Origin of the sequence: Chryseobacterium sp. CP-77 (assembly GCF_036362765.1) — a bacterium.
Classification (GTDB): domain Bacteria; phylum Bacteroidota; class Bacteroidia; order Flavobacteriales; family Weeksellaceae; genus Chryseobacterium; species Chryseobacterium cupriresistens.
Genome location: NZ_CP143637.1, coordinates 853,415 through 880,127, shown reverse-complemented (window position 1 = coordinate 880,127; position 26,713 = coordinate 853,415). Strand labels below are relative to the sequence as shown.

Here is a 26,713-nt window from a genome sequence, read left to right as displayed (position 1 = left end):
GTTCTGATATCTTAAATACTGCATCCGTCTGCATCACAGGAAGCTCCGTTCTCACCGGAAAGATCCTTAAACGGGCTCACCGTCTCTTTATAAGTCTGCCGGAGTGCATTTTCAAATACTTCTGCAGGCTGAGCTCCGGAAACAGCATATTTACCGTTCAGAACAAAGAAAGGAACCCCGGAAATGCCATTGTTTCTTGCCTCCTGAATATCCTGATTCACTTCATAATCCAGTTGATCTGTCGTAATAGCCTGCAGTGCTTCTTCTCTGTCAATCCCTAAGCTTTCAGCAAGAGCTGTCAAAACTTCAGTATCTCCAACATTTTTGCCGTCAATAAAATGAGCGATAAATAATGCCTCTTCCATTTCATTGGATTTGTTGTGTTTTTTAGCCAGATGAAGTAATTTATGAGCACTAAATGTATTGGTGATCAATGTTTTTCCGAAGTTGAAATCAATTCCGGCTCCTTTTCCCATTTGGGTAACCTGTCCCAGCATTTGAGCAGCCTGAGCTTCGGCAATTCCTTTTTTCTCTCTGAAATATTGAATGGTATCCTGAGTTTCTTTCGGATCTAAAGTTGGGTCCAGCTGAAAGCTCTTCCACTCCACTTCTACTTCATCTTTAAAAGGAAGCTTATTCAAAGCCTGTTCAAAATTATTTTTTCCGATATAGCAAAACGGACACATAACGTCCGACCAGATTTCTATTTTCATTGTATTTAATTTTACATCAAATTAAGAGTACAAAGATAGGATATTTTACTTAATGTAACAAAAACTATTACAATTTAATTCTGACAGGTGGAAAGAACCTTGCTGCGTTCTGCAGATCCGCAAATTGAATAAGCGTGAAAATAGAAGAAGCGGGATTTTATCAAAGATAAAATCCCGCTTCTTAAACGAATCAGAAATAGTAAAATTTACATCTCTGCGTTTGCTTTATTTACTTTTTTTGAAAACAAAATATGGGCAATCAAAGCCAGTACTCCGAATACAGTTCCTACAAGACATACGCCGGTCCACTGAGCCTTTTGCCAGGCAATAGAAGCCAGCCATGTTCCCAGTGATCCTCCAATGAAATAAGATACCATATACACGGTATTCAGTCTGTTAACAGCATTGGATTTAATCAAAAAATAATTGGTCTGGTTCATAATATGGCTTGACTGTACTCCCAGATCTACAAGAATTACTCCTACAATCAGTCCCCAATAGGTTTCACCTGCAAAGTAGGTAAAGCCCCAGCTTCCGATGACAATCAGTAAAGAATACAAGATAATTCTGTTAATATCCAGATACTTTTGAAGTTTTCCCACCTTAGCAGCAGCTAAAGCTCCTACAGCCCCGGCTAATCCAAAGCTTCCCACTACAGAAGAACCTGCATTAAAAGGTGGCTTTTCCATATGAAAAACCAATGTGGTAAACAAAGCACACATAGAACCGAATGCCATTGCCCCACGGAATGATGCCAGCTGAAGAACAGGCTGTGTTCTTGCAAGATGAGCTACAGACTGCATCAGCTCTTTATAGCTCCCTTTAAAATTGGGCGACATTTCCGGAAGCATTTTATAGACAGCTAACCAGACAATGATCATCAGTCCTGCCGCAATTCCAAACATGGCTCTCCAGCCCCAGACTTCTCCTACAATTCCTCCCACAAAGCGGGAAAGAAGAATCCCGAGCAATAACCCGGACATTACCAACCCGATGTTGGAGGATTTTTCTTTATCTGAAGAAAGCTCCGCTGCAATAGGGACAAATAATTGTGGAATAACTGAAGTTGTCCCGATGAGTAAGCTGGCTGCATACAGCATCCATAATTGAGTAGCAAAAGTCATCCATAAAAGTGATCCGAAAACAAGAAACAAATCAATTAAAATTAATTTTTTGCGGAAAAATTTGTCTCCCAACGGAACAATCAGCAAGAGTCCTAACGCATAACCGATCTGAGTCAGTACAGAAATTTTACCTGCTGCACTCTCAGAAACCTGTAGTTCCTCTGAAATAAGGGCCAGTAAAGGCTGATTATAATAATTGTTGGCCACCACGAGTCCGGAAATAACGGCCATAAGCCAGATAACAGTCCGGGAAATACCTTTGGAAGAATTCTCCTGCATTACGTATAAAATTTTTATTTGAATTGAAAGCAGTCTGAAAGCAGATAAAGATGTATACTGTCAGATTTTTAAGAGATCAAAGATAATCATTAAAAAAGGAAATAATATTCTCTTTTCTTTTACATTTTTATGAATGCTATGTGATTCTGAGATAAGTAGAATGATTTCAGTATTCTGCCTGCCTGATTGTTTTTATGGATAATATATATTGACGAAAAACTTTTTGAATCTTGGAAATAATAAGGAAATTTGCAGCATGAAAATCATTCCACTTAAAGAAGGCAATTTTTCGGCAAGCAAAACCAAGGATTTTACGCTTTTAACAGAAGAAAATTTTGATAAGATTGGAGGAATCAAAATGTCGGTTCAACCGTTCCTTATCATCACTGAAAATGACTATATCCTCCTGGATGCCGGAATTGGATGGAAAAACAGTACCGGAACAACTGTGGTTTCAGAGATTCTTGAAAAGGAAAACATCCGTCCTGAACAAGTTACCAGGTTATTGCTGTCTCATCTTCATAAGGATCACATTGAAGGAGCTGTGAAGCTTACGGAAAATGGTTTTGAAGCTGCTTTTCCAAACGCCCGGATTTACATACAGAAACGTGAACTGGATTTTGCAATGGAAAATAAAGGCAATCCTTCTTTTGATTTTGAGATCCTGGAAAAACTGATTCAGCTTCCGAATATCACGTGGATGAATGATGATAAGGGAGAGATCACAGATGAAATTTCCTATGAAGTTGCAGGCGGGCACACACCGTTTATGCAGGTCTTCTGGATCAGAGAAAATGATGAAACTGTTTTCTATGGTGCTGATGACCTCCCGCAGGCTTCTTATTTAAAATATCATTTAGCGTACAAAAGTGATTTTGATGGTAGAAAGGCGATGGAATTACGGCTGAAGTGGGAAAAAGAAGCAAGAGAAAACCGTTGGAAAATTCTTTTGTATCACGATTTGGATAAAACTATTGTAGAAGTTTAAACAAAAAATGGTTTAAATTTCATTAAACCATTTATAGATATCAAATTCCGAAGGAATATTCAGTTTTTTCCTGATTCTGTTTTTCCTGTTTTGTATCGCTTTTGGGGTTACAAAAATGCAGGTTGCAATTTCCTTTGTGGTCATATTGAGCTTAAGGTAAATGCAAAAGATCAATTCAGAATTTTTTAGTGCAGGCTGTATAGCAGATAACTTCTTAAAAAAATCGGGATAGACGAGTCTGAATTTATTCAGCAGTCGGGGAGAATTTGCTTTAGCAAGAGCCATAATTTCGTCTTGTACAAGAATCTTTTGATTCAAATCCTCTATGTTCGGTTCAGGTTTTTTATTTTTCATAATACTTTCTCATCTCTACTTATTTCAGATACGGCATCTTTTGCGCATATCAGTACAAAGTCTTTTTTCTCTTTTCTATCTGTATTTTGCTGATTTACTATTGGGAGCAGGTTGATTTTTATGTATTCAAAATTCTGATGTTTTTAATTAATATAATGTAATGTTTCATAGCGTATAGGTTATATTTATTGAATAATCATGTTAAAAAATTCCACATGTGAATTTTATATCAATTTTACATTGGCAAAGAAAGAAAAAATGATTAAAATTTTATTAAAAGCGTGTACCACATAGATACCACGTTATTTTTTTAATAAAAATTTCCTACCAGCTTTTATCAGCCTGTTTCCCATTGTTTGCACTGTTACTTTTTAGTGGGTTGTAAATGTAATGGATTATCCAAGTTACTTTTTATGATCTGGATCAATATTAAAACAAAAGAATTACTCAGAAAAAAGTGACTATATGTGGTACATGAATGGTACCACATTGCATGGGAAATAAAGAAAATCACAGTTCCTTTATTATTATAAATTTTAAAACATTAAAAGTCTCTTAAAGAGTATTTAAAATTTTAGCTGAAAATAAATAAGAACTATGATCACTGAAAATTTGCTCATCTCATTTGGAGCCAAAATTAAAAACTATAAAGCAGAAGATATTATTTTCCGGGAAGAAGATTCGCCAATGTATTATTTCCAGATTGAAAAAGGAAAAGTTAAGCTTAATAATTATATGGAAGACGGGAAAGAGTTTATCCAGAATATATTATCAGACGGCCATAGCTTTGGAGAATCCTTACTTTTTGTAGACCGGCCCTACCCGATGAATGCCATTGCAATGGAAGATTCCAGTATTTTCATCATGCCGAGACAGAACTTTCTGAAGCTGATCCGGGATAATCCCGAAATTTCATTAAATATCTATCAGTGCCTTGCAGAAAGAATGTACTATAAATATATCATGCTCTATAACCTTTCTTTTCAAAATCCGGTTTCCAGGCTAAAACTACTGATGGATTATCTGAAAAGTTATCATGATGATAAAAAGCCTTATTCTTTCCAGATTCCTCTTACCCGGCAGCAGCTTGCTTCATTGACCGGATTACGTGTGGAAACTGTTATACGGACCATAAAACAGATGGAAAAGAATCAGATCTTGAAAATAGAACGCGGGAAGATTTATTATTAAAACAAAAGCCGGTTTTAAGTCCGGCTTTTTTATTATTGCTTTTTATTCTTTATCATTTTCAAGTCCTGAAGATAAATCCTACAGCCTTCAAAATCGAAATATTTTTCTTTTAATAATTTCACCTGATAAGACATAGGAAGATATTTTCCCCATTTAGAAAAATCAATAACTTCGGTTTTGCTTTCTATTAAACCTGTTAGTATTTCATCAATATTTTGTCCTATAACAGAATTAGTGAAAACTGTTTTTAGTTCTTCTGTGGTATAGTTTTCTATTTCAAAAGCACTCTTTTGAGGATCCAGCGTATTTTCTATATTGAGGCTATCCAATATCAATTCTATAGTACGGTTAATCCTCGAACTTGTAAAAGAAAAAAAAGTAAGCTTTTCGTTATGCTCCAGCAAAGGCCTTTCCTTTTTGAAATCATTGATGGTAAAAAAAGAAAACTCACTTCGTAAAAGAATAATTATTTGCCGAGCCACATCATCCAAAAATTCATATTGTTCATTGGAAATAAGTATTTCAAACATTTTTTCTCTGATCTGGTGCGCTGTATCCGCTGCATCTCCGAAAAATTTAGGTTTCTTACCATCTCGGGCAGGGATTACCTCTATTTTTTTTGTCTGATAATCAATAGCTTTTATACTCCATATTTTAGCAGAAAGGTAAATGTTTTCGTTCTCTTTGATTTGTGGAGATAAGGGTAATTCTCCAATTTTCACTCCATTACTGGATACTTTAAAAAACACAGGAGTATTAAAAAGACTGTAGAAATCTTTTGTATTTACAACCTCTTCTCCATTGATACCAATGATCAGTTCATTTCCCAGTTTTTCAAAAAAATCAATAGAGGTAAGATGACATATGATTTCTTCTGTTTCTTTCAGACTGATCTCCGAAAATGTAGGGTTTCCTACAATTTCTTCCACAAGTTGAGGCAAAGAAATTCCGGAAGAGCTTTTAACAATAGATAAAAGCTGATGAACCATAACATCATAAGGCTTTTTGTTAATATAAACAGGTTCTATGTAATGTTCCTGATAGAGCATCCAACATGCCAGAGACTGTAACAGGCTCCATGCTTCCGTCGCATACAGGAATAAATTGCTGGCTTTTCCTTCCCTTCTACCACTTCTGCCTACACGCTGAATGAGTGAAGCAATGCTATGTGTAGCATCAATTTGTACCACTTCATCTACATTTCCAATATCAATTCCCAGCTCTAATGTTGAAGTACAGGAAATACAGAAATTCTGCAAAGTTGAATTTTTAGCAAAAAACTCAACATATTCACGGACTTCTTTATCTACAGAGGAATGGTGTGAAAAATAATTTTTGTGTCCTCCTACTTTTTCTGAAATTTGTTTCAGCTTTACAGCTACTTCTTCTACTCTTCCACGGGCATTGGGAAATATTAAAACTTTACTTTCTCTGGTTCGTATATAAAGGTCTTTTAATAATGGTAAAGGCAATTCTTCAACAGAGCCTGGAAAGTATTTAAATACTGCATTGATTGGTTTTGGAGTCGTATCCCTGATAATTTTGGTATGATCACTGTCTCCAAGAAATTCTTTCAGCTCACTATACTGATTCAGATCACTTACAGTTGCAGAAAGTCCTACAACACTGAACTTTTTACCATTTATTCTTTGAAGTCGACTCAATAAAGATTGCAAATGAGTTCCTCTGTCTGAACCTAGAAAAGAATGAATTTCGTCAATAACCACATACTCCAGGGCAGAAAATAAATGGCGTATATTATAAGGTTTATTTACAAACATCGCTTCCAGAGATTCCGGAGTGATGAGAACAATACCTTCCGGATTTTTCAGAAGCCTGTCTTTAACTCCTTTAGAAGCTTCACCATGCCATTTTGTGACAGGAACATCCAGATATTCACAAAGCTTTTCTACCCTGAGGAATTGGTCGTTGATCAAAGCAATCAGTGGTGATATATAAAGGACTTTTACTCCCTGTTCTTTAAAATTTACTTTAGAAAGGATAGGCAGAAAAGCAGCCTCAGTTTTCCCTGAAGCTGTTCTTGATATTAAAATATAATTATTATCTGTAGAAATAATTCTTTGAATAGACGCCTCTTGAATAGGTCTTAAACCCTCCCACTTTTTATCCCGGATATATTTCCTGATAGGCTCTGAAAGCAGATTAAACGCCGTCATAATTCTTCAATACTGTCTAACAGAATAAGATCATTCGGTCTTTCGTCTGTGATTTCAATTTCTCCGAAAAGTCTTTTTTTGTCCACTTCCGGGTTTTGTCTGATGATATTAAGCATATTCAAAAAGTCTCTGATCACTTCTCTTGGTGTCAGGAATTCTGCAGCCCCCGGTTTATTGAAAATTTCCTCCATAAAAGAAGAAATTTCTTCATCTGTTATATTGAGTTCTGTTTTATAATTGAAATCGAATATCAATTTCAGCTTTTTTAGAAGAACAAATATTTCATTATGATTCAATGGCATGAGTTTGATCACTGGCTGCGCAAAATCACGAAATTCAGAAGTTTCAAATTTATTAGCGTCAAGCCTTGACTTAAGAGCCTGATAACTGAATAATCCTCTCCTCTCATTTTCCAAAAAATCTTTTGTCCCCGCAAAATTGATAAAAAGATTGGCTACTTTCCCTTGAAAACAATCATTGTAAATTGATAAAATTTTCTCGTAGTTTTTCTCACGGGCAGTCATAGTAGAAATTTTATAAAGGTTGATGGCTTCATCGAGATTAATCATAAAACCACTATAACCCATACTTACAAAAAGTTTACAAAAGTTTTTAAGCATGTCATAATAATTGGAATCGTTGATGATTTCTCTGATTCCTAAATCCTGTCTTGCTTCTGTTTTTGTGCTATACTCTCCTTTCAACCATTTCAGAGCATTTCTACGCAATAATTCATCTCCTTTAATATAGCCTTCATAGTATTTAACAATAGCAGAACCGAAATCAAAACCGCCTACTTCTGTAATTTCATTTACCGTTTTCATGATAGAATTCTGAATCAGTAGTTGATACTGATCATTTCGGATCTCCATCAGAGAGATATGGTTTTCCTCCGCTGCTTTTGTAATCACCTGCTCAATCCATTTTTCAAGTAAAGTTTGCAGAGCACCTCCTTCCGGCTTCGTTTGGATGGCAATATTATCCATAATGGCAGAGTAAAGGATCACACTTTTCCCATCATTGGAATAAAGCCTGTTATCAGGGGTAAAATCAGCATTGGCTACAACAAATTTCTGCTTTAAAGCCACGGTATTCAGAAGGTGAAGCATAAAAGATTTTCCGCTTCCGAAATCACCAATCCAGAATTTCACAAGGCTGAGCCCGTTTTTGACATCTTCTAAGGCACTAATAAAAGCATTGATTTCTTCAGATCTCCCTACTGTAATATGTTGTACTCCTATTTTAGGAACTACACCGCTTATCAGAGAATTGATAATGGAAGTAGCTTCTTTAGGTTTAATATTGTCAATCATTGTTTAAAAGTTTTTTGTAATAATTTGTGTTAATAATTAAATATTCCTCTTCTTCCTCAATCAGAATATCATCAAGGAGTTCAAAACAACGCTCATTAATAGAATCTATTGTAGAGTCCATAAAGAGCCCTTTTGTTTTAATAAAATCCCGGAGATCCTCCTGTAGAATATTGAAACTATGTTTTTCAAATAAATCGAGAATATCCTTTTGAATATCTGTTAAATTAAGTTCTTCATTATATTTGGAAACCTGAATTTCTGATATCATTGGAATAACATTGGTTGTCAATTCTTTTTTCTTACCAACTTCTTCCTGCTGTATGGAAATCAATTCTTCTTCACTGTCATCACTCAGAATCTGTCCTAATATTTCAGCAGTTTCAGAATGTTGTGCCTGAATATTTTTAATGGCTTCAGCGTCAATTGTAATTCTCTTTCTTTTAGGTAGATAAAACTGATTGATTTTCTTAAGAGCAATTTCCAGATTTCTGTCACCAATAAAATCATTCATGATTTTTTCAAAATCAGAAAACAGTTCTTTGGTAGAAAACAGATTTTTCTGAATGTTTTTTGGAAATTCTCTTTTATCGAACTTAGGTGAATTAAGATCCTTTTCTAAGTAATGAATATAAAGCCTTAATGCACAATTTTTATCATGCTCTGCCACAAATTTTGAAGATTCAAAAAATATTGCGTCCACAGATGGGTTTTTGATATTTACATCTGCCAGTCTGAAAACCTCTCTTTCAAAGGCCAGTGGGTTGGAATAATCATTCCGGATTAATTCAAATTTTGTCTTCCATCGGTTGGTATTATTTTCATTAAGAATAATATTGGTTCTGAAATCAGCATCCAGAATCAGATACTGGTTTTCAATCAGAAAAGTTTCAAGCTTCGAAACAATTTTTTTATTGTATTGATAAAGAATATCCTGATCGGTATAATTGAAATCAGTGTTGATTTTCCTTTTGATACCATAGACTTCACGGACATTATTTTCACATAATTTTAAAATGTGGTTGAGAATTTCTGTCTGTACAGAATTGTAAGTATAACTATAATTCAGGCTGTCTTTTTTATAATTATAATGTAGACAGACGATGATTTCCGACAATTCATCAATGACAGTTGCATATGATTTATTGACTGGAATACAGTTGGAATAAAGGTAGTCTATTGATCTTAAGAACTGCTTTATAATTTGTACTCTGCAAAATTCAATCTCGTTGAACACATTATTGGATAAAGACATGGTATTGAGCATTACAGTTTGATTCTCATTAAGATTGAGTTTTCGACTGTATTTGGTACCTATTTTCCAAAAATCCGGATCATAGGACGAACTCCGGATATCAGAAGTATTCCCGGATATAAAATCTTCATCTCCAAAATCGATTGGACTGTCACAATTTCCGGATACATCGATAATAGAAGGATCGGTATTGAATGAAACTTTATTGTTCGGCATAGCATATTCTTTAGTTATCATTATTGCCTCTTCTGAAGAATCTTCTTTTCAAATAGCATCAAAAATATCAAATTCATGAACCAAAATAATGGTATGACCAGACTTTCTGAGGTCTAAGGCTTTTTCTACTTTTCTTCCATAGCAGGAATAGCTCCAACAGGCATTGTTGGTATCTCCAATAATCAGATAATCTGTTTTTTTAGAAATACTATTCACGGAAATACCTCCTTTATTTGTAATTGCCTCTTGTAATTCACTTCTGTTACCTCTGCTGAGAATTCCAGTGATACAGAAGGTTTTATTTTCAAAAATAATTTCAGGATCTACAGCACAGATACCAGAGATAGAAACACCTTCCGTATCTTTTTCTACTTTTTCAGCAATATCTGTATTTTTTAACTCAACAAACTGTTTGATAAAAGCAGTTAATACTGCTCTTTCTTCTTCTTCTATTTTTTTGTCGGCAACAATTGATAAAACAAGACTTCTGATTTCATCATAAGGGTAATGTGAATTCAGATGTTCATTATCTGACAACCATTCATGAAGTTTAAAAACTTCATCATTATTTAAAACACCATCTGCCAGGATACCATGGAAAATCCCCTGTAAAAGCTGTAAATCTGAAGTAATTCCATTGTAATAAATACTATCATGTTCATATTTCTGACACAGCCAATACAGATCTTCAACGGCTTCTTTAGCTGGAATTTTATTGGATGCTGTATTTTCAATCAAAAGCATAAATTCACGGAACGGGTTTCTGTTAATAAGATCATAATGCTCTTTAGCCCATAACCTAAGCTCATCCGTCTCCTTAACATCGATGATATCATCAGAAAGAATTCCTAATAAAAGCCCTTTCAGGGAATTGATTGCTTTATCAGCTCTTGCTTTGGAAGTAAGAATCTGTAGCTCTGGATTTTCAAAATTGCTCATTTTAATACAATTAAGTTATTGGTTTATTAGTTTTTTGACCGTAAATCAATTTTCTAATATAAGTAATATAACGATTCAAATGTATTGAAGATTTGAAAATATTTTTTACGGTTTCCCACAATGAGAGATGAGAAATCTTAACAATAGGACTGTTAGTATCTTTTTTTTTATAAAAGACACTTGAACTTCTGATAATTACATTGGTAGATGCTTCGACAAGCTCAGCATGACAGCTCTGATACTATCTGTTATATTTAATGTGTACAGAAATATTAAATAATATGGTAATCAATAGCGTAATATTATTTTATTTAAAGAAAGAGTCTTAATGGATTATACTGAGTGAAAATATCTTTGGTAGCTTAAAATGTAAGGAATTAAAGCATTTACTCAATCTAGAGATAGTAGAGACCATGATCATTGATCCAGTTCTTTCTGAAACTCTTCCAGGTATCTTGCTATATGAATACCGTCTGCCAAACCATGATGTGCTTCAACAGAAACCGGCAGATATTTTCTGCCTCCACGGATATTGAATCTTCCAAAAGCAATTTTTGGAACTGATTCTGCTGTATTAAAATCTGTAGGATGCAATATGGCACTGAATGAATTCCATGGAATAGTAGTATGTCTGATGTGGTCTTTTCCCAGCCTTCCGTTGCTTAATCTTAGTCCTGTGGTTTCATGTACTCCTTTTATTTCCTCCTGCAGTGCCGCATTGAAAGTTTCAAAATCTTCTGAGAAAGGAGTGAATGAAAATCCAAAAGTTCCATCCGGTCTTCCGATTGTACTGCCGGCATGGACGGTGTCAAACTGTATCACCTGTCCATCAATAATTCTGAGTTTCAGCTCATCTACTCTATTAACGGCCACCATAGATTTGTGAAAATAATAGGCAAAAAATGAATACCCTTTTTCTTTGGCGGTATCGTAAGCTTTGGTGCAGTCCACCTCCGTTGTAAATCCAAAATAAGGGCTTGCCATATTAGAAAAGAATTCAAAATGTTCTTTTCTGTTCCAGTTGTCTATATCTACGATCTTCATTACTTCTTATTTGCTGCAAATTTCTGAAAGTTTATCCGGTTTTAAAAGCTTATGGATAAAAATATAATTAAAACTTAATTGGGCAAATGGCTGTTTGGTCGGTATTTTGCTGCAAAACAAACGTATTTATATACTTCATTGATCTTCTTTCAGAGGATTCTCCTTCAATCAGGATATTAAGACTTACTCAATAAAAAATAGAAAACATACTATGGAAAAAATCGGATTCATCGGATTAGGAAATATGGGGCATCCTATGGCAAAGAATATCGAAAAAGCAGGATTGCCGCTTTCAGTGTATAACAGATCTTCTGAAAAAGCCAAAGATTTTGAGGAAAAATCTATAGTCTGCACCCAGATTAAAGATCTTGTACAAAACAGTGATATTGTATTCACAATGCTAACCAACGACACTGCTGTAAAAGCAGTATACGAAGAAATTCTTCCACTAAATATTCAGGGGAAGCTCTTTGTAGATATGAGTACGATCTCACCCGAAGCGTCTGCGGCAACATCTGCTGCGCTGAAAATAAAAGAGGCCTCCTTTATCGATGCGCCTGTAGCAGGAAGCACCCAGCCAGCCAAGGAAGGAACTCTGATCATTATGGCAGGAGGTGAAGAAAAAGACCTTCAGCGGGCCATGCCCTACCTTTTGAAAATGGGAAAATCTGTTAAACATTTAGGTGAAAACGGAAAAGGTATTGCGGGAAAATTATCTGTCAATTATTTTCTGTCTGCCATTTATCAGGGGCTTGCAGAAACAGTTTTATTGGCCGGAAAGCTGGGGATTGAAAGATCAGACATGCTGGAAATAATCAACGAAAGTGCCAGCGGAAGCGGGGCAACCAAAGTAAAAACACCTTTGCTGACTGCCAATCAGTACACCCCGGCATTTGCCCTTGACCTGATGCTGAAAGATATCCTTCTTGCCAAAAATGCAGGTGCCGATTATCCTCTGTCTGAAGCTCTGGTTCAAACCTATCAGAATGCGCATGATAAAGGCTTCGGTCAGGATGACGTTATAGGAATCATCAATTATTTGAAAACAATACAATAACATGGAAATCATGAATTATAAAGGAAACCATTGGTCTGCAAGGAAAGTGGATCATATTTACATCGTTAGTATTGAAAATCATTCCAATATTGTAGAAGCTTTAACCGACTTTATTCAGAATCAGAATATCCGGGCGGGAGAAGTAACAGGAATAGGAGCTGTGAGTGAAGCTACTCTCCGGTTCTTTAATCCGGCCACCAAAAAATATGTGGACAGGACCTTCAAAGAACAGATGGAAGTTACCAATATTTCCGGAAATGTTTCTGAAATAGAAGGAAAACAAACCTTGCACCTTCACATTACGCTGGGAAGAGAAGATTACACAGCTTTGGCCGGACACCTTCTGGAGGCAAAAATTCAGGGTGCCGGAGAATTTATTTTTTACCCTTTGGAAACGAGAGTTGTAAAAATTAAAAATGAAGAAACAGGAATCAATTTTTATGATTTTGAAAAATAATCCGGTTCCCATGTAGTATTTGTAATCAAATATTTATTGAATGTTTTATTCGTTACATAAAGGAAAATACAAAGACACAAGATTCTGTGTTAACCTGCAAATAAAATTTATTTTTTTGTAAATTTGTTTCTTAAGTCGGCCCAGAGCTAGACTCTGTAGCGTGCTATACTATCTCAGTTTTCACGCTATTTTTTGATTTATACTTACTGTCATAGACCGTTTCATTTTTAAAAAGAATATAGATCAATTCTAATATTTTTCTTTGGATCGCTACTAGAGCCTTCATTTTTATTCCATGTTTTGAGGTCAGCCTTATGTAAATTTCTTTAAAATTATCATCCCACTTCACAATTGTTAGAGCAGGTAAAAACAAACATTTTCTTAAGCTTCTATTTCCTTTTTTGGATATTCGTGATTTACCTTTTACTGATGTTCCAGATTGCTTTTCCCTAACGTCTAAACCCGCATAACTTGATAATTGAGACTTATTTCTAATCAGTTCAAAACCATTGGTCTCTCCCAAAACAGTAGCGGCAGTTAAAACACCAACTCCAGGTATCGTTGTAAGTCGTTCTATCGATTGTTTTACTACAGCATTAGTATTGATAATAGTATCGATATCTTTCTTTATTTCTTTTTCTTGAGCGTTGAGTAAATTCAGGCGAGCTTGCATTCTTTCTATACTTTTTAAATGAGGACGAGCTTGAACAGTTTCCGCATGGAGTTGATTTTTTATTACACTCCGCTCCTGAACAATTTGATCTCGCTCTCTGGTCAGCTGTTGCAGCTCATTATAAGTCTGATCAGGCTTTTTCCAGACACTTAATTTTCTTTCAAGACCGAACTGAGTAATAGCCTGAGAACAACTCTTATCAGTTATCGTTTTAATATCAAGAGTTCTTATATAACTGCTTATTTTATTAGGCAAAACGATATAGACATTTTTGTTATTGTCAGCCAGATAATAAGCAAATTTTTGATGATAAATCCCTGTGGCTTCCATAATATAGTGAATTTCCAGCCCTTCAACAATTTGTTTTTCAACCCAATTAATCAATAATTGGATTCCTGTATCTGTATTTGTAAATACCTTATAAGCTATAAATTTTATAGTCTGATCTTCATATAGAAAACCTAAAGTAACTACTAATTCTTGTTGAGCTACATCTATACCTGCCACTTGTTTTAATACTCTCATATTTTATTCTGTTTAAGTGAGGAATCTTCCTTCGTCTTTTCTCCTAATTGGATATTCTGGATATTAAAAGTTGTTTTTAATTCCTTACATTCTGTTCTGACTCTAAAAGATAAAAAAGGATGAGGTGATTTCTTGCGCCGAATATGTTTCTTTGAACTATTGGATTTTTATTCAACTCTCATCCTTATTCACTTTATTGCTAAGATAATAATTGAGATAAGGAAAATTATAACTTATACAAACATAGGAGATTATTTCCTGTGTCTTTGCATTTGCGGCAAACCAGCAATGCTTAAACCTCCGTAGTTGTTATTCCGAATTTCTTTTTAAAAGAAGAATAAAAATGGGATAAATTCTCGAAGCCCAGATCAAGATAAATATCTGAAGGCTTTTTATCTTGAGTTTTAATCAAATAATAGGCTTCCTTCAGTCTTTTTTCTTTCAGCCACTGTTTGGGTGCCATTTTAAATATTTTACTGAAATCTCTTTTAAATCCGGAAAGACTGCGTCCCGTAAGCCTTGCAAAAGCATCTACGGAAACATTGAACATATAGTTTTTGTTCATAAACTCTGCAAGATCAATTTTATGAGGCTCGGAAAAATCACATATTATGAAGCAATAAAGGCTCAGAAACCTTTTCTGAAACCACTTAACAAAACGACATTGTTTTTGAGGATTCCTTCCTTCAACGGCGCTTTGAAAAAAGATATAGACAGCGTAATTACAGCCAACAAATCTAAAATTGAAAGTACGGAAAATCTTATTATTGATATCAGATATAACGGAGGCGGCAGTGATAACAGTTTTGCTAAAATTATTCCCTATCTCTATACCAATCCTGTAAGAAGTGTCAGAACGCAGTTTTATTCTACAAAACTGAATAATCAGAGAATGTTGGATCTTTATGAAAATTACCAGAAATACGGAATACCGGAAGACGAACGAGAATATATGAAAAAAGCTTATGATAAACTCAGTCAGAACCTGGGTAAGTATGTAAGTTTACAGGACGATGGAAGTACTGTAGGAATCAATAAGATGGATAAAATTTATCCTTATCCTAAAAATGTAGGAATTATCATCAATAATGGAAACGGCAGTACTGCAGAAGAATTTTTACTCGCTGCCAGACAAAGTAAAAAGGTAAAACTCTTTGGAACGACTACAGCCGGAGTGCTGGATATCTCCAATATGTATTTTGTAAATTCACCCTGTAACGAATTTAAACTGGGATATTCGCTCTCCAAAAGTTTCCGTATTCCCGATATGGCCATTGATGGAAAAGGCATTCAGCCTGACTATTTCATTGATCAGACCATCCCCGATTATCAATGGATTGATTATGTAAACAATATCCTGAATGAAAAATAAAATAATGAGCTGTTTCAAATGGAGACAGCTTTTTTTGATGTCTTCCGTAAAACAATCAGTTTTTAATTAATAAAAAATACCACATTATTAAAATTGGTTAAGTTTTTGAAGCGTATTCTTGTAAAACCAGTCACACCATTGAAATTAATCACATTTACCAAAAAAGGAATCTACTGCCCGCAGGGGAAATTTTATATTGATCCCTGGAGGCCCGTGGATATGGCGGTTATTACCCATGGCCACGCCGATCATGCCCGCTGGGGAATGAAAAAATACCTTTGTCATCATTTTACAAAACCTATTTTGTACCAAAGAATAGGGCCTGATATCGAATGCCAGGGCGTGGAATATGGAGAAGTTATTACCATTAACGGAGTAAAACTTTCGCTTCATCCTGCAGGGCATATCATTGGTTCTGCGCAGATAAGGCTTGAATATAAAGGATATGTAACCGTAATTTCAGGAGATTATAAAGTTCAGAATGATGGATTGAGCACTCCTTTTGAGCTGGTAAAATGTAATGAATTTGTTACAGAAAGTACTTTTGGGCTTCCCATCTACAACTGGCTGGAAGTTCCGGATTTAAATAACAAACTTCAGAATTGGGTACTGAAGAATAAAGAAAATAGCAAAACCTCTGTTTTCATTGGATATTCTCTTGGGAAAGCCCAGCGTATTATGAAAGCCGTGGAAGAACTGGGAAAGATCTACGTTCACTATTCCATCGGAAAACTCAATGAAGCCTTTGAAGCAGTGGGAATTGATCTTCCTGAATATACCATTGCAGATTTCAGGGAACGTCCGAAAGAAGTGGAACACGAAATTGTGATTGTTCCCCCTGCTTTACTAGACAGCAACGTAATTAAAAAGATTCCGGATCCGGCTACTGCAATATGCTCCGGCTGGATGCAGGTTCGCGGTGCCAGAAGATGGCGCAGTGCAGACGCAGGATTTGCGATGAGTGATCATGCAGACTGGAAAGGATTGTTACAGACTGTGAGAGAAACAGAAGCAGAGCTTGTACACGTAACGCACGGACAAACCGAAGTTTTTTCAAAATATCTGAACGAAATCGGAATCAAGTCTGATGTGGTGGAAACATTATTTGGTGAAGACGAAGAAGAATCTGAAAAAGAAACCCTTGAAACCCCGGAATCATGAGACATTTTGCAGAACTTATCAACGCTTTGGAAACCACCAATAAGACCAATGCTAAAATTGATGCCATCATCGATTATCTGGAACGTGCTCCTGATGAAGACAAAGTATGGTTTATCGCCTTATTTACCGGGAAAAGGCCCAAAAGAAATGTCAATACCAATTATATGAAAGATTGGGCACTGGAAATTACCCGGCTTCCTTACTGGCTGTTTCAGGAATCTTACTCTTCTGTTGGCGATCTGGGAGAAACATTATCCTTACTACTTCCGCCTCCGCAGGAAAAAATAGAACGTACTTTATCAGAATGGATGGATGATATCGTAAGTTTAAAAGGGAAGACAGATGAAGAAAAAAAAGACTTTGTACTGCAGTCTTGGAATGGCCTGGATTATACCGAACGTCTGATTTTCAATAAATTAATTGGCGGAAGTTTCAGGATTGGAGTCTCAGATAAAACATTGATCAATGCGCTGACAAGATTTTCCGGCCAGGAACCGAGTGCCCTGATGCACAGCTTAATGGGAAAATGGCTGCCGGATGAAGTTTCCTTCAGAGAACTTATTGATGCGGAAAATGTGAATCCTGACAATTCAAAGCCCTATCCTTTCTGCCTTGCCTATCCTCTGGAAAAACCGGCTGAAGAATTGGGAAGTCCCGACGAATGGCTGGTAGAATATAAATGGGACGGAATCCGCGGACAAATCATCAGGAGAAATGACGAAGTGTTCATCTGGTCCAGAGGTGAAGAACTTGTTACAGATCAATTTCCTGAAATCACAGAAGTGGTAAAATCCATGAAAGGTAACTTTGTACTGGATGGAGAAATACTTGCGGTTAAAGAGGGTAAGGTTTTAAATTTTAATGAATTACAGAAAAGATTAAACAGAAAAACTTTAACAAAGAAAATGCTCTCAGAAATTCCGATTGAAGTTTTTGTCTATGATTTATTGGAACTTGAAAATAATGACCTGAGAGAAAAACCGATCTCCGCAAGAAGAGCTCTTCTTGAAGAATTATTATTGAATGAAAATCCCGAAAATATCAGTATTTCAAAAAGTCTGGATTTTGAGAAATGGGAAGAACTGGATGCTCTTCGTGAAAATTCAAGGGAAATAAACAGTGAAGGACTGATGCTGAAACAAAAAAATTCTCCCTATCATTCCGGGCGGAAAAAAGGCGACTGGTGGAAGTGGAAAATCAATCCGCTAACCATTGATGCGGTCCTGATTTATGCTCAGAAAGGAAGCGGCAGGCGGAGTGCTTACTACACCGATTATACTTTTGCCGTGAAAAACGGTGATACATTGGTAACTATTGCTAAAGCCTATTCCGGATTAACAGACAAGGAAATCATGGAAGTGAGCCGGTTTGTAACTAAAAATGCCATTGAAAAATTTGGTCCTGTAAGAACCGTAAAAGCAGAGCTGGTCTTTGAAATTGCTTTTGAAGGTATAGGATTCAGCAACCGTCATAAAAGCGGTGTCGCCCTCCGATTTCCCAGAATTGTAAGATGGCGGAAAGACAAAACGGTAGACGAGATTGATGATTTGCAAGAGATTAAAAAATTAATACAGTAATATTTTAATGCAATGAACGCAAAAGTTTTTAAAATTATTTCTAATATTCTTTTTCGCAAAGTCACTCCGTTCAGCTATAGTAAGATATTGTTTTGCTGAGTGAAACGCCCTTGCGATCGAAAATTAAACAATATCAAATAAAAACTTGGCGCCCTTTTGCGTTAAAAATTTAAATAAAAATAGAATTGGCAGCTTTTGAACATAGCAACGGATTAAAGATTATCCAGCAATGGATGACCGATAAAGGTATTGCCCCTTTTAAATTTCAGCTTGAAACCTGGAAAAAATTTGGAAACGGATACAGCGGAATGGTGGTAGCTCCCACAGGCTTTGGGAAGACTTTTTCCGTGTTTTTAGCCTTGGTTTCAGATTTTCTCAATCAACCTGAACAATATAAAAAAGGATTGAAAATGATCTGGATAACACCTCTTCGTTCTCTTTCCAAAGATATTGCAAAAGCGATGCAGGAAGCTATTGATGAAATCGGACTCGATTGGACGGTAGGTGTAAGAAACGGAGATACCGATCCCAAAGTAAGACAGCAGCAGGTGAAGAAAATGCCGGAAATTCTTGTGGTAACCCCTGAAAGTCTTCATTTGCTTCTCGCTCAGAAAAATAATGAGCGTTTTTTCACCGATATGAAATGTGTAGCTGTGGATGAATGGCATGAGCTATTAGGTTCAAAACGTGGTGTGATGGTAGAACTCGGTATTTCACAGCTTAGAAAATATACCCCAAAAATGAAGATCTGGGGAATTACGGCAACGATCGGAAATCTGGATGAAGCCATGAATGTGCTTATTCCCTATGATATTAAAAAAACAAAAATAACCGCCAGAGAGCATAAAAAGATAGATATTATCCCGGTTTTCCCCAATGAAATTGAAATATTGCCATGGGCAGGACACCTTGGCAATAAGCTCGCCGATAAAGTGGTTCCCATTATTCTGGATTCAAAATCTACCATTGTTTTTACGAATACCAGAAGCCAGAGTGAAATGTGGTATCAGTTATTGTTGGATGCACATCCGGATTTTGCGGGACAGATTGCCATTCATCACAGCTCTATTGATGCTCATTTAAGAATTTGGATTGAGGAAAACTTAAGTTCAGGAAAGTTAAAAGCTGTTGTCTCCACATCATCCCTCGATCTGGGTATTGATTTTAAGCCTGTAGACACCGTTATTCAGGTTGGATCTGCCAAAGGAGTTGCCCGTTTCCTTCAAAGAGCAGGACGCAGCGGCCACTCCCCTTTTGAAACCTCAAAAATCTATTGCGTTCCGACCCATTCTTTAGAACTGATCGAAGTTTCAGCGTTAAAAGAAGCCGTAAAACAGAAAGTTGTTGAGCCACGGGAACCCCAGGTCCTGTGTTTCGATGTTTTGGTTCAGTTTCTTATGACACTTGCTGTTGGAGATGGCTTTTATCCTGATGAACTCTATGGAAGAATCAAAAAAGTGTATGCTTTTCAGGAAATGCTGGATGAAGAATGGAAAAGCATTCTCGAATTCCTGACCATTGGCGGCACTGTATTAAAAAACTATGAAGAATTCCACAAGATCGTCATTATGGAAGACGGTCTGTATAAAGTCACTTCAAGGAAAATTGCAATGCTTCACCGGATGAATATGGGCGTGATTGTAAGTGATGCCATGCTGAAAGTGAAATTCATATCCGGAGGCTATATTGGAATGATTGAGGAATATTTTATTTCAAAACTTAAAAAAGAAGAAAAATTTATTCTGGCCGGAAGAACGCTCGAGGTCGCCATGATTAAAGATATGACAGTCTACGTAAGAGCCGCTAAAGGAAAAGCTTTAGTCCCAAGTTATCTTGGCGGAAGGCTGCCGCTAAGTTCCAATCTGGGTCATTTTTTAAGAGAAAAACTCTCCCATGCATTAAGTCCGAAAGCTTCTGAAAAAGAACTGAAGTTTCTGCATCCTTTACTGATCAATCAGGAAACCCGTTCCCATATTCCCAAAGAAGATGAATTTCTGGTGGAAATGATCAAGAACCGCGAAGGTTACCATTTGTTCATGTATCCTTTTGAAGGGCGTCTTGTGCATGAAGTCATGGCCGCTCTGATTGCCTATCGAATCTCAAAGCTCGCTCCTATTTCTTTTTCCATGGCCATGAATGATTATGGATTTGAGCTGTTCAGCGATAAGGAAATCCCTTTAAATGAGGATAATCTACAGCAGATTTTAACCAGAGAAAACCTGATGAATGATGTCATTGCAAGCATCAATTCTGCGGAAATGGCCCGAAGGAAGTTCCGTGATATAGCCGTTATTTCAGGAATGGTCATTCAAAATTATGCAGGGCAGCAACGCTCCAACAAATCGCTGCAAAGTTCTGCAGGATTAATTTTTAAAGTATTGGAAGACCATGATTCCAATCATTTTTTAATAAAACAGGCGTATACAGAAGTTTTTAATATGCAGCTTCAGGAACAAAGGCTTGTAGAGGCTTTTAAAAGAATTGAAAAATCGGAAATTATTTTAAAACATTCCCGTTCCTTTACACCGCTGAGTTTTCCGATTAAAGTAGACAGCTTAAGACAAACGCTTTCCAGCGAAGGTCTGGATGCGAGAATTAAAAGAATGTTGAAACTGTCTGATATAAGTGATATTTCATAAATGAACTCACTAAGTTTCCTTCAATTTTAATCCTATTCTTAGCCTAATATTCTATGTTAATTTTCTTGATAAGCTTAAATAATCATCGTAACTTAGAATATACCTTATTAGTAGTTTAATAAAATTTAAAATGGAAAAATTGTTCCTGGTCCGTCACGGACAGTCACTCTGGAATCTTGAAAACAGATTTACAGGCTGGAAAGATATCGATATAACAGAAGCGGGTATTGAAGAAGCAAAAAAAGCAGGTATTGCCTTGAAAGGAGAAAGAATTGATGTTGCTTTTACTTCTGCACTCATCAGAGCACAGCATACCCTCTCTATCATTTTGGATGTCATTGGAAATCCTGATATTCCTGTCATTCAAGATAAAGCACTCAACGAACGCTGTTATGGAAACCTTGAAGGATTAAATAAAGCAGACACCGCGCTGAAATATGGAGCCGAACAGGTTCACATCTGGCGCAGGTCTTACGATGTAGTTCCTCCCGGCGGAGAAAGTCTTAAAGACACTTATAACAGAGTGATCCCTTATTTTGAACGAGAGATACAGCCGTTATTGAAACAAGGCAAAAATGTATTAATTGTGGCCCACGGAAATAGCCTTCGTGCCTTAATTATGTATCTGGAGCATCTTTCTCCCGAAGAGATTTTAGAAAGAGAGATTGCTACGGGTTTTCCTCTGACTTATATTTTTGATGAAAAATTTCACGTCAGCCGGAAAGTTAGCTGATCCGGTTTAAATAGCTTACCTTTAAACCTTCAATTTTTCAATCTATCAAGTGTTTATAGCAACTAAAAATATTTCCATTCAAAATGAAACTTTCATTCTGACCAATCAGCGGGCTGCATTCTGGCAAAAAGAAAAGGCATTGATACTTTCTGATCTTCACATCGGGAAAACCGCTCATTTCCGAAAAAACGGCATTGCACTGGCCAATCATATTATGAAAAGTGATCTGGAAAGATTATCCGCTTTGATTGAATATTTTCAGCCGGAAAAGTTTGTAGTGGTTGGAGATTTACTTCATGCCGGAGACAATTCTGATGTGGATGAATTCTGTATATGGAAAAATCAATATCCTGATATTGAGTTTTATCTTATTGAAGGAAATCATGACCGGATTTCAAAAACACTGGAAAAAAAGTTATGTTTTAATCATAAAGCTGAATGGCTGGAAATAAATGATTTTACGTTCATTCATGATTTTGATGCATCCAGATCCGGATTTCAGATCACCGGACATATCCATCCGGGAATTGTACTGAATTCTGCGGTAAAGAATATCAGGCTTCCCTGTTTTGCTTTAAGCAGCAATCAGTTATTACTGCCTGCATTCAGTGAATTTACAGGACTGGACACTAAAAATCTGCCTAAGAAAAGTACATTTTTTGTGTTTACGGATGCAGATATTTATGAGATTTGATGATATTTCTACTTACAAAAGTTACCCATGTCAAGGTTTCAAACCTTGACATGGGTAAAAAACTATATATTTTTCTTGCTTAAACGGATACTGTAGATGGTTATTAAAACCGTAACCAACAGGAACAAAGCTCCTATCCATGGTGTACTTGCCAGTCCTAAAGAGGATGTCACAATCATTCCTCCTGCATAAGATCCGATGGCAATACCAATATTAAAAGCAGCAATATTAATCCCCGAAGCAACGTCTTCAGTTCCGGGCAGTTCTTTTTCTGCAATCTGGACTACCAACAGCTGAAGTCCGGGAACCGAAGCAAACGATAAAGCTCCTAACAGAAAAAGGGTTATGATGCTTAAAACAGGACTGCTTACCGTGAAATAAAACGCCAGCAATACCAATCCCTGTGCAGCAAACATCCATAAAAGGGCATTCAGAGGATTTTTATTGGCTACTTTTCCTCCAATCAGGTTTCCCAGGGCAATGGCAATTCCATAAATCAAAAGAATAAAAGTGACTGTAGATTCCTGAAATCCTGTAATTTTCTGTAAAATAGGTGACAGATACGTAAATACCACAAACGTACCTCCATATCCCATTGCGGTCATTAAAAAAGCAAATATCAAACGCTTGTTGCCCAGTACCTTAAACTGGCTTTTTAAAGAAGCTGTTTTTCCATTTTTAAGATTTTTAGGCACCAGTAACAAGCTGGCAACCAATCCGATAATTCCAAGGATTGAAACCCCGATGAAAGTTGCTCTCCAGCCGAAATGCTGTCCTATGAATGTTCCCAGCGGAACTCCCGTTACTATAGCGAGTGTAAGTCCGGCAAACATAATGGAAATTGCGGTAGCTCTTTTCTCTTCAGGAACCAGTGAAGCTGCAATGGTAGAACCTATAGAAAAATAAACCCCATGGGCCAATCCTGTAAGTATTCTGGCCAGCACTAATGTTATAAAGCTGGGCGCAATTGAAGCCAGCCCGTTTCCAATAACGAATAGCAGCATGATCGATACCAGCAGCATCTTACGCGGCATTTTCCCTGTAAGTGCTGTTAAGATCGGTGCTCCGATAGCTACTCCTATCGCATAAAGACTTACCAGAAGCCCTGCTGAAGGAATGGTAATTCCAAGGTCTGAAGCTACTGTGGGAAGAAGTCCTACAATAACAAATTCCGTTGTTCCTATTGCGAATGCACTTATTGTTAATGCCCATAAAGCAGCAGGAAGACCTCTTTTGGCTGTCTGTGCTTCAGTATTGATCTGTATTTCTTTTTGAAAATTCATTGTCTTATAATTTTGTAGATATTGACAAGGCAAATTTCCGATGAATATTTGTATTATAAAAATTATTTAAATTCTATCAAAGTATCAGAATAATGATAGTTTTATTTTCCCTGTAAAATTTGTTTCTTTGCAACAATAATCAGCAGTTTTAATGAAGAAATCAGAAGCAACCCGTCTTACTATTCTCCAGAAAGCGTTCGAATTGATCTATGTGAAAGGTTTTCAGACTACAAGCATTGATGAAATTATTGCAACGACTCAGGTGACGAAAGGTGCGTTCTATTATCATTTTAAAACCAAAGATGAAATGGGGCTGGCAATTATCACCGATCTGATGAAACCCAACTTCAGAAAAACTTTCATTAACACTCTTCACAACAATCCGGATCCTTTAAAAAGCATTTATGATATCATGCACCATCTTTTGATGGAAAATGATTTTTTAAAAGTGGAATACGGCTGCCCTACTTCCAATTTTGTGCAGCAAATGGCTCCATGGCATAACGCCTTTACTCAGGCTCTTCACGAACTGTCAAAAGAATGGGAAGTGGCGCTTGCTGAAAGTATTGAAAGAGGTAAAAATGCCGGATTAATCAAAAAAGAAGTAAGTGCAAAAGAAGTGAGTGTTTTTGTGATTTCAGGGTATTGGGGAGTAAGAAATCTGGGCAAACTTGACAACTCAAAAGAAGTATATCTCACTTATTTAAAGGGGCTTAAGTCTTATTTTAAAAGCCTTCAGTAATTTTTTTATTAAAAAACATACTACTTAGTATGTTTTTGTTTTACCTTTGCTCTGTTCAAAAAATAACCCATGTATCAAACCCTGACTTTTTTACATTCCCAAACCCGTTGGCTGGTTTTAATAAGTTTAGTCTACGCAATTTTCCGGGCTTTTAAAGGATATTTCTCAGACCGGAAGTTTACAGCATCCGACAATTCTGTGAGACACTGGACGGCTACAATTGCTCATATCCAGCTGATTATAGGCATAATCTTTTATCTCAAAAGCCCTGTGATCCAATACTTCTGGAAACATTTTAATGAAGCTAAAGATTCATTTGAACATCTGTTTTTCGGGTTAATCCATATCGTACTGATGATTACAGCGATTGTCATTATCACAATTGGCTCAGCGCTGGCTAAAAGAAAACTTTCGGATAAAGAAAAATTTAAAACGATGGGGATCTGGTTTTCTATAGCATTGGCTATTATTTTCATTGCCATCCCCTGGCCATTTTCTCCTTTTGCAAACAGACCTTATTTCAGATAATTATGATAGATTTATTTAAAACAAAGATTGGCAGGCTTAGGATTCTGGCTATTTTGGAAGGAATTTCCTTGCTGACACTTGTATTTATTGCAGTCCCTATAAAATACTGGATGGACAATCCTTTATGGGTAAGACTTATTGGTCCTGTTCACGGGACGTTATTCCTACTCTTCCTGTTCAATACACTGAGCGTGGGCGTAGAGCAGAACTGGAAATTTAAAGAAATAACATGGAAAGTTATTTTGGCCTGCTTTATTCCGTTTGGTACTTTTTATATTGACAAAAAAATTCTGAGTAAGCTATGAAAAGTCTTTTTATATTCTGTGGAATAGCTCTTATTTTGTATATAGTCTACAGAATTTACCGATTCCAGACTTTAGATAATGGCTTGACGGAACTCCTCAAAAAAGGAGCTGTAATTTTGGATGTAAGAACGGAAAAGGAATATGAAACAGGGCATATACAAGGTTCTGTGAATATTTCTTTAGGAACCATCAGAGAACGATATGTAGAATTGGACCCGAAAAAAACATACATCACAGTGTGTTCTCACGGACTCAGAAGTGTAAAAGCAGAGAATATCCTGAAAGAAAGAGGCTTTAAACATATCTACAATGGAGGTGCCTGGACCGATCTCCAGAAAACGATTCATCCATAAGCAATGAATCTCTTCCGCACATAATTGACAGAAGAGATTCAATTTTTTAAAGAGTTTTATCAGTAAGCCAAACTACTTTTTGTTCTGATGAATGTTCCTGCCCAATGATATCCCTGTATAATTCAGGTCTTCTGGCTTTAATATAGCGATATCCTCCTGCCTGAGTAAGTTTTTCAGGAGTAATAACTGCTGATTCAAAACTGTCTTCCCATGAGTGACATTCTGCAATCACATCTCCAAAAGGATCTATAATCATGGAACACCCGTTTTTAAGCTGATCATCATCCATACCAACTGGGTTTGAAAAAACAATATACGCTCCGTTGTCATACGCTCTGGACGGAAGCCACTTCATCAGCCAGTCCCGGCCCTTCATTCCATTAAATTCCAGACGTAAAGAGGTTGGATCTGCTACCCTGTTTTCCCAAAGCTGAGGATCTACAAAACCTGCTCCCGGCCTTGTGGAAGGCGTACACATCGTAACATGGGGCATAAAAATAATTTCTGCACCCAAAAGTCTTGTAGCTCTCACATTTTCAGTAATATTGTTATCATAACAAATAAGAATTCCACATTTCCAGCCCATAATATCAAAAACACAATACCCATTGCCTGGTGTGAGATGCGGATTGATAAAAGGATGCAGTTTTCGGTATTTCGCCTTCAGTCCATTTTTATCAACACAAACATAAGCCTTGAAGAGGTTATCATGTTCATCTTTCTCAAACAATCCGGCCAGTATGGTGATATTATATTGATTAGCAATCTCCTGTAGTCTTTTAAGACTCTCACCATCCGGAATAAGCTCTGCAATATCAAGAAGCTGTTCTCTGGAAAGCTTTCGGGCAAAAGTATAGCCTGTAATGGAGCATTCATGGAAGGCAATTACATGAGAACCTTTGGATGCTGCCTCACCAGCTAGTTTTTCTATAACGGATAGGTTATAAACTTTATCACCGCTTTTGTTTTCAAATTGTGCCGTCGAAATTTTGATATTCATACTTTTTTTAAGCAAAACTAGGCT

General features: G+C 36.4%; 26 protein-coding genes. 14 read left to right on the top strand and 12 right to left on the bottom strand.

Annotated elements, in window-relative coordinates:
* Window positions 1-11: 11 nt before the first annotated feature.
* Together V0410_RS03860 and V0410_RS03855 are read right to left on the bottom strand one after the other, a co-directional pair.
* On the bottom strand, window positions 12-713 hold the full coding sequence (locus V0410_RS03860; RefSeq protein ID WP_330746385.1) for a DsbA family oxidoreductase: 702 nt from the start codon (window positions 711-713) through the stop codon (window positions 12-14).
* 206 nt (window positions 714-919) lie between these two features.
* A complete protein-coding gene (locus V0410_RS03855) occupies window positions 920-2,116 on the bottom strand; it encodes an MFS transporter (protein WP_330746384.1) in 1,197 nt (398 codons plus the stop codon).
* 256 nt (window positions 2,117-2,372) lie between these two features.
* Between V0410_RS03855 and V0410_RS03850 the strand changes: the two genes are divergently transcribed.
* Window positions 2,373-3,104 (top strand): MBL fold metallo-hydrolase, encoded by a 732-nt coding sequence (locus V0410_RS03850; protein WP_330746383.1) that lies wholly within the window; start codon window positions 2,373-2,375, stop codon window positions 3,102-3,104.
* A 12-nt stretch (window positions 3,105-3,116) separates the two neighbouring features.
* Here V0410_RS03850 and V0410_RS03845 read toward each other — a convergent pair whose 3' ends face one another.
* A complete protein-coding gene (locus V0410_RS03845) occupies window positions 3,117-3,458 on the bottom strand; it encodes a helix-turn-helix transcriptional regulator (RefSeq protein ID WP_110008888.1) in 342 nt (113 codons plus the stop codon).
* 597 nt (window positions 3,459-4,055) lie between these two features.
* On the opposite strand from V0410_RS03845, the gene V0410_RS03840 reads away from it, so the two are divergent.
* Window positions 4,056-4,649: a Crp/Fnr family transcriptional regulator gene (locus V0410_RS03840; RefSeq protein ID WP_330746382.1), complete on the top strand. Its 594-nt coding sequence runs from the start codon at window positions 4,056-4,058 to the stop codon at window positions 4,647-4,649.
* Between the two features lie 32 nt (window positions 4,650-4,681).
* On the opposite strand, the gene V0410_RS03835 is transcribed toward V0410_RS03840, so the two are convergent.
* The 5 genes from V0410_RS03835 to V0410_RS03815 form a co-directional block, all read right to left on the bottom strand.
* Window positions 4,682-6,826 carry a DEAD/DEAH box helicase gene (locus tag V0410_RS03835; RefSeq protein ID WP_330746381.1) on the bottom strand — a complete coding sequence of 715 codons (2,145 nt, stop codon included), beginning with the start codon at window positions 6,824-6,826 and terminating at the stop codon, window positions 4,682-4,684.
* Window positions 6,823-8,139 carry an ATP-binding protein gene (locus tag V0410_RS03830; RefSeq protein ID WP_330746380.1) on the bottom strand — a complete coding sequence of 439 codons (1,317 nt, stop codon included), beginning with the start codon at window positions 8,137-8,139 and terminating at the stop codon, window positions 6,823-6,825. Before V0410_RS03830 ends, V0410_RS03835 begins: the two co-directional genes overlap by 4 nt.
* A complete protein-coding gene (locus tag V0410_RS03825) occupies window positions 8,132-9,628 on the bottom strand; it encodes a tellurite resistance TerB C-terminal domain-containing protein (protein WP_330746379.1) in 1,497 nt (498 codons plus the stop codon). Before V0410_RS03825 ends, V0410_RS03830 begins: the two co-directional genes overlap by 8 nt.
* Window positions 9,629-9,655: 27 nt before the next feature.
* Window positions 9,656-10,546: a BRCT domain-containing protein gene (locus V0410_RS03820; protein ID WP_330746378.1), complete on the bottom strand. Its 891-nt coding sequence runs from the start codon at window positions 10,544-10,546 to the stop codon at window positions 9,656-9,658.
* Between the two features lie 417 nt (window positions 10,547-10,963).
* Window positions 10,964-11,590, bottom strand: a complete 627-nt coding sequence (locus V0410_RS03815) for a chloramphenicol acetyltransferase (protein WP_330746377.1) — start codon at window positions 11,588-11,590, stop codon at window positions 10,964-10,966.
* Between the two features lie 211 nt (window positions 11,591-11,801).
* Here V0410_RS03815 and V0410_RS03810 point away from each other — a divergent pair, with 211 nt between their 5' ends.
* Together V0410_RS03810 and V0410_RS03805 are read left to right on the top strand one after the other, a co-directional pair.
* On the top strand, window positions 11,802-12,647 hold the full coding sequence (locus tag V0410_RS03810; protein ID WP_330746376.1) for an NAD(P)-dependent oxidoreductase: 846 nt from the start codon (window positions 11,802-11,804) through the stop codon (window positions 12,645-12,647).
* Between the two features lie 10 nt (window positions 12,648-12,657).
* On the top strand, window positions 12,658-13,104 hold the full coding sequence (locus V0410_RS03805) for a PPC domain-containing DNA-binding protein (protein WP_330746375.1): 447 nt from the start codon (window positions 12,658-12,660) through the stop codon (window positions 13,102-13,104).
* Between the two features lie 163 nt (window positions 13,105-13,267).
* Here the strand turns inward: V0410_RS03805 and V0410_RS03800 are convergent, their stop codons facing one another.
* Together V0410_RS03800 and V0410_RS03795 are read right to left on the bottom strand one after the other, a co-directional pair.
* On the bottom strand, window positions 13,268-14,302 hold the full coding sequence (locus V0410_RS03800) for an IS110 family transposase (RefSeq protein ID WP_330742961.1): 1,035 nt from the start codon (window positions 14,300-14,302) through the stop codon (window positions 13,268-13,270).
* A 292-nt stretch (window positions 14,303-14,594) separates the two neighbouring features.
* Window positions 14,595-14,867: a helix-turn-helix domain-containing protein gene (locus V0410_RS03795; protein WP_330746374.1), complete on the bottom strand. Its 273-nt coding sequence runs from the start codon at window positions 14,865-14,867 to the stop codon at window positions 14,595-14,597.
* 21 nt (window positions 14,868-14,888) lie between these two features.
* On the opposite strand from V0410_RS03795, the gene V0410_RS03790 reads away from it, so the two are divergent.
* The 6 genes from V0410_RS03790 (at window position 14,889) to pdeM (ending at window position 22,478) form a co-directional block, all read left to right on the top strand.
* Window positions 14,889-15,674, top strand: a complete 786-nt coding sequence (locus tag V0410_RS03790; protein ID WP_330746373.1) for a S41 family peptidase — start codon at window positions 14,889-14,891, stop codon at window positions 15,672-15,674.
* 138 nt (window positions 15,675-15,812) lie between these two features.
* The gene (locus V0410_RS03785) at window positions 15,813-16,835 is read left to right on the top strand and encodes a ligase-associated DNA damage response exonuclease (protein WP_330747655.1); all 1,023 of its coding nucleotides are present in this window, start codon (window positions 15,813-15,815) and stop codon (window positions 16,833-16,835) included.
* A complete protein-coding gene (locus tag V0410_RS03780) occupies window positions 16,832-18,412 on the top strand; it encodes an ATP-dependent DNA ligase (protein WP_330746372.1) in 1,581 nt (526 codons plus the stop codon). The genes V0410_RS03785 and V0410_RS03780 overlap by 4 nt, the downstream gene beginning before the upstream one ends.
* Window positions 18,413-18,645: 233 nt before the next feature.
* Complete coding sequence (locus V0410_RS03775) at window positions 18,646-21,051, top strand: ligase-associated DNA damage response DEXH box helicase (RefSeq protein WP_442879198.1); 2,406 nt, start codon at window positions 18,646-18,648, stop codon at window positions 21,049-21,051.
* A 130-nt stretch (window positions 21,052-21,181) separates the two neighbouring features.
* Complete coding sequence (locus V0410_RS03770; protein WP_330746370.1) at window positions 21,182-21,784, top strand: 2,3-bisphosphoglycerate-dependent phosphoglycerate mutase; 603 nt, start codon at window positions 21,182-21,184, stop codon at window positions 21,782-21,784.
* 49 nt (window positions 21,785-21,833) lie between these two features.
* Window positions 21,834-22,478 (top strand): ligase-associated DNA damage response endonuclease PdeM, encoded by a 645-nt coding sequence (gene pdeM, locus V0410_RS03765; RefSeq protein ID WP_330746369.1) that lies wholly within the window; start codon window positions 21,834-21,836, stop codon window positions 22,476-22,478.
* Window positions 22,479-22,540: 62 nt separating this feature from the next.
* Here the strand turns inward: pdeM and V0410_RS03760 are convergent, their stop codons facing one another.
* Window positions 22,541-23,761 (bottom strand): MFS transporter, encoded by a 1,221-nt coding sequence (locus tag V0410_RS03760; RefSeq protein WP_330746368.1) that lies wholly within the window; start codon window positions 23,759-23,761, stop codon window positions 22,541-22,543.
* Between the two features lie 151 nt (window positions 23,762-23,912).
* Here V0410_RS03760 and V0410_RS03755 point away from each other — a divergent pair, with 151 nt between their 5' ends.
* From V0410_RS03755 to V0410_RS03740, 4 genes are all read left to right on the top strand, one after another.
* Window positions 23,913-24,503, top strand: coding sequence for a TetR/AcrR family transcriptional regulator (locus tag V0410_RS03755; protein ID WP_330746367.1), 591 nt, complete (start codon window positions 23,913-23,915; stop codon window positions 24,501-24,503).
* A 69-nt stretch (window positions 24,504-24,572) separates the two neighbouring features.
* The gene (locus V0410_RS03750) at window positions 24,573-25,031 is read left to right on the top strand and encodes a hypothetical protein (RefSeq protein ID WP_330746366.1); all 459 of its coding nucleotides are present in this window, start codon (window positions 24,573-24,575) and stop codon (window positions 25,029-25,031) included.
* A gap of 2 nt (window positions 25,032-25,033) precedes the next feature.
* Complete coding sequence (locus V0410_RS03745) at window positions 25,034-25,336, top strand: DUF3817 domain-containing protein (protein ID WP_330746365.1); 303 nt, start codon at window positions 25,034-25,036, stop codon at window positions 25,334-25,336.
* Window positions 25,333-25,689, top strand: a complete 357-nt coding sequence (locus tag V0410_RS03740; RefSeq protein ID WP_330746364.1) for a rhodanese-like domain-containing protein — start codon at window positions 25,333-25,335, stop codon at window positions 25,687-25,689. Before V0410_RS03745 ends, V0410_RS03740 begins: the two co-directional genes overlap by 4 nt.
* 46 nt (window positions 25,690-25,735) lie before the next feature.
* Here V0410_RS03740 and V0410_RS03735 read toward each other — a convergent pair whose 3' ends face one another.
* Complete coding sequence (locus V0410_RS03735) at window positions 25,736-26,689, bottom strand: nitrilase family protein (RefSeq protein ID WP_330746363.1); 954 nt, start codon at window positions 26,687-26,689, stop codon at window positions 25,736-25,738.
* Window positions 26,690-26,713 lie beyond the last annotated feature (24 nt).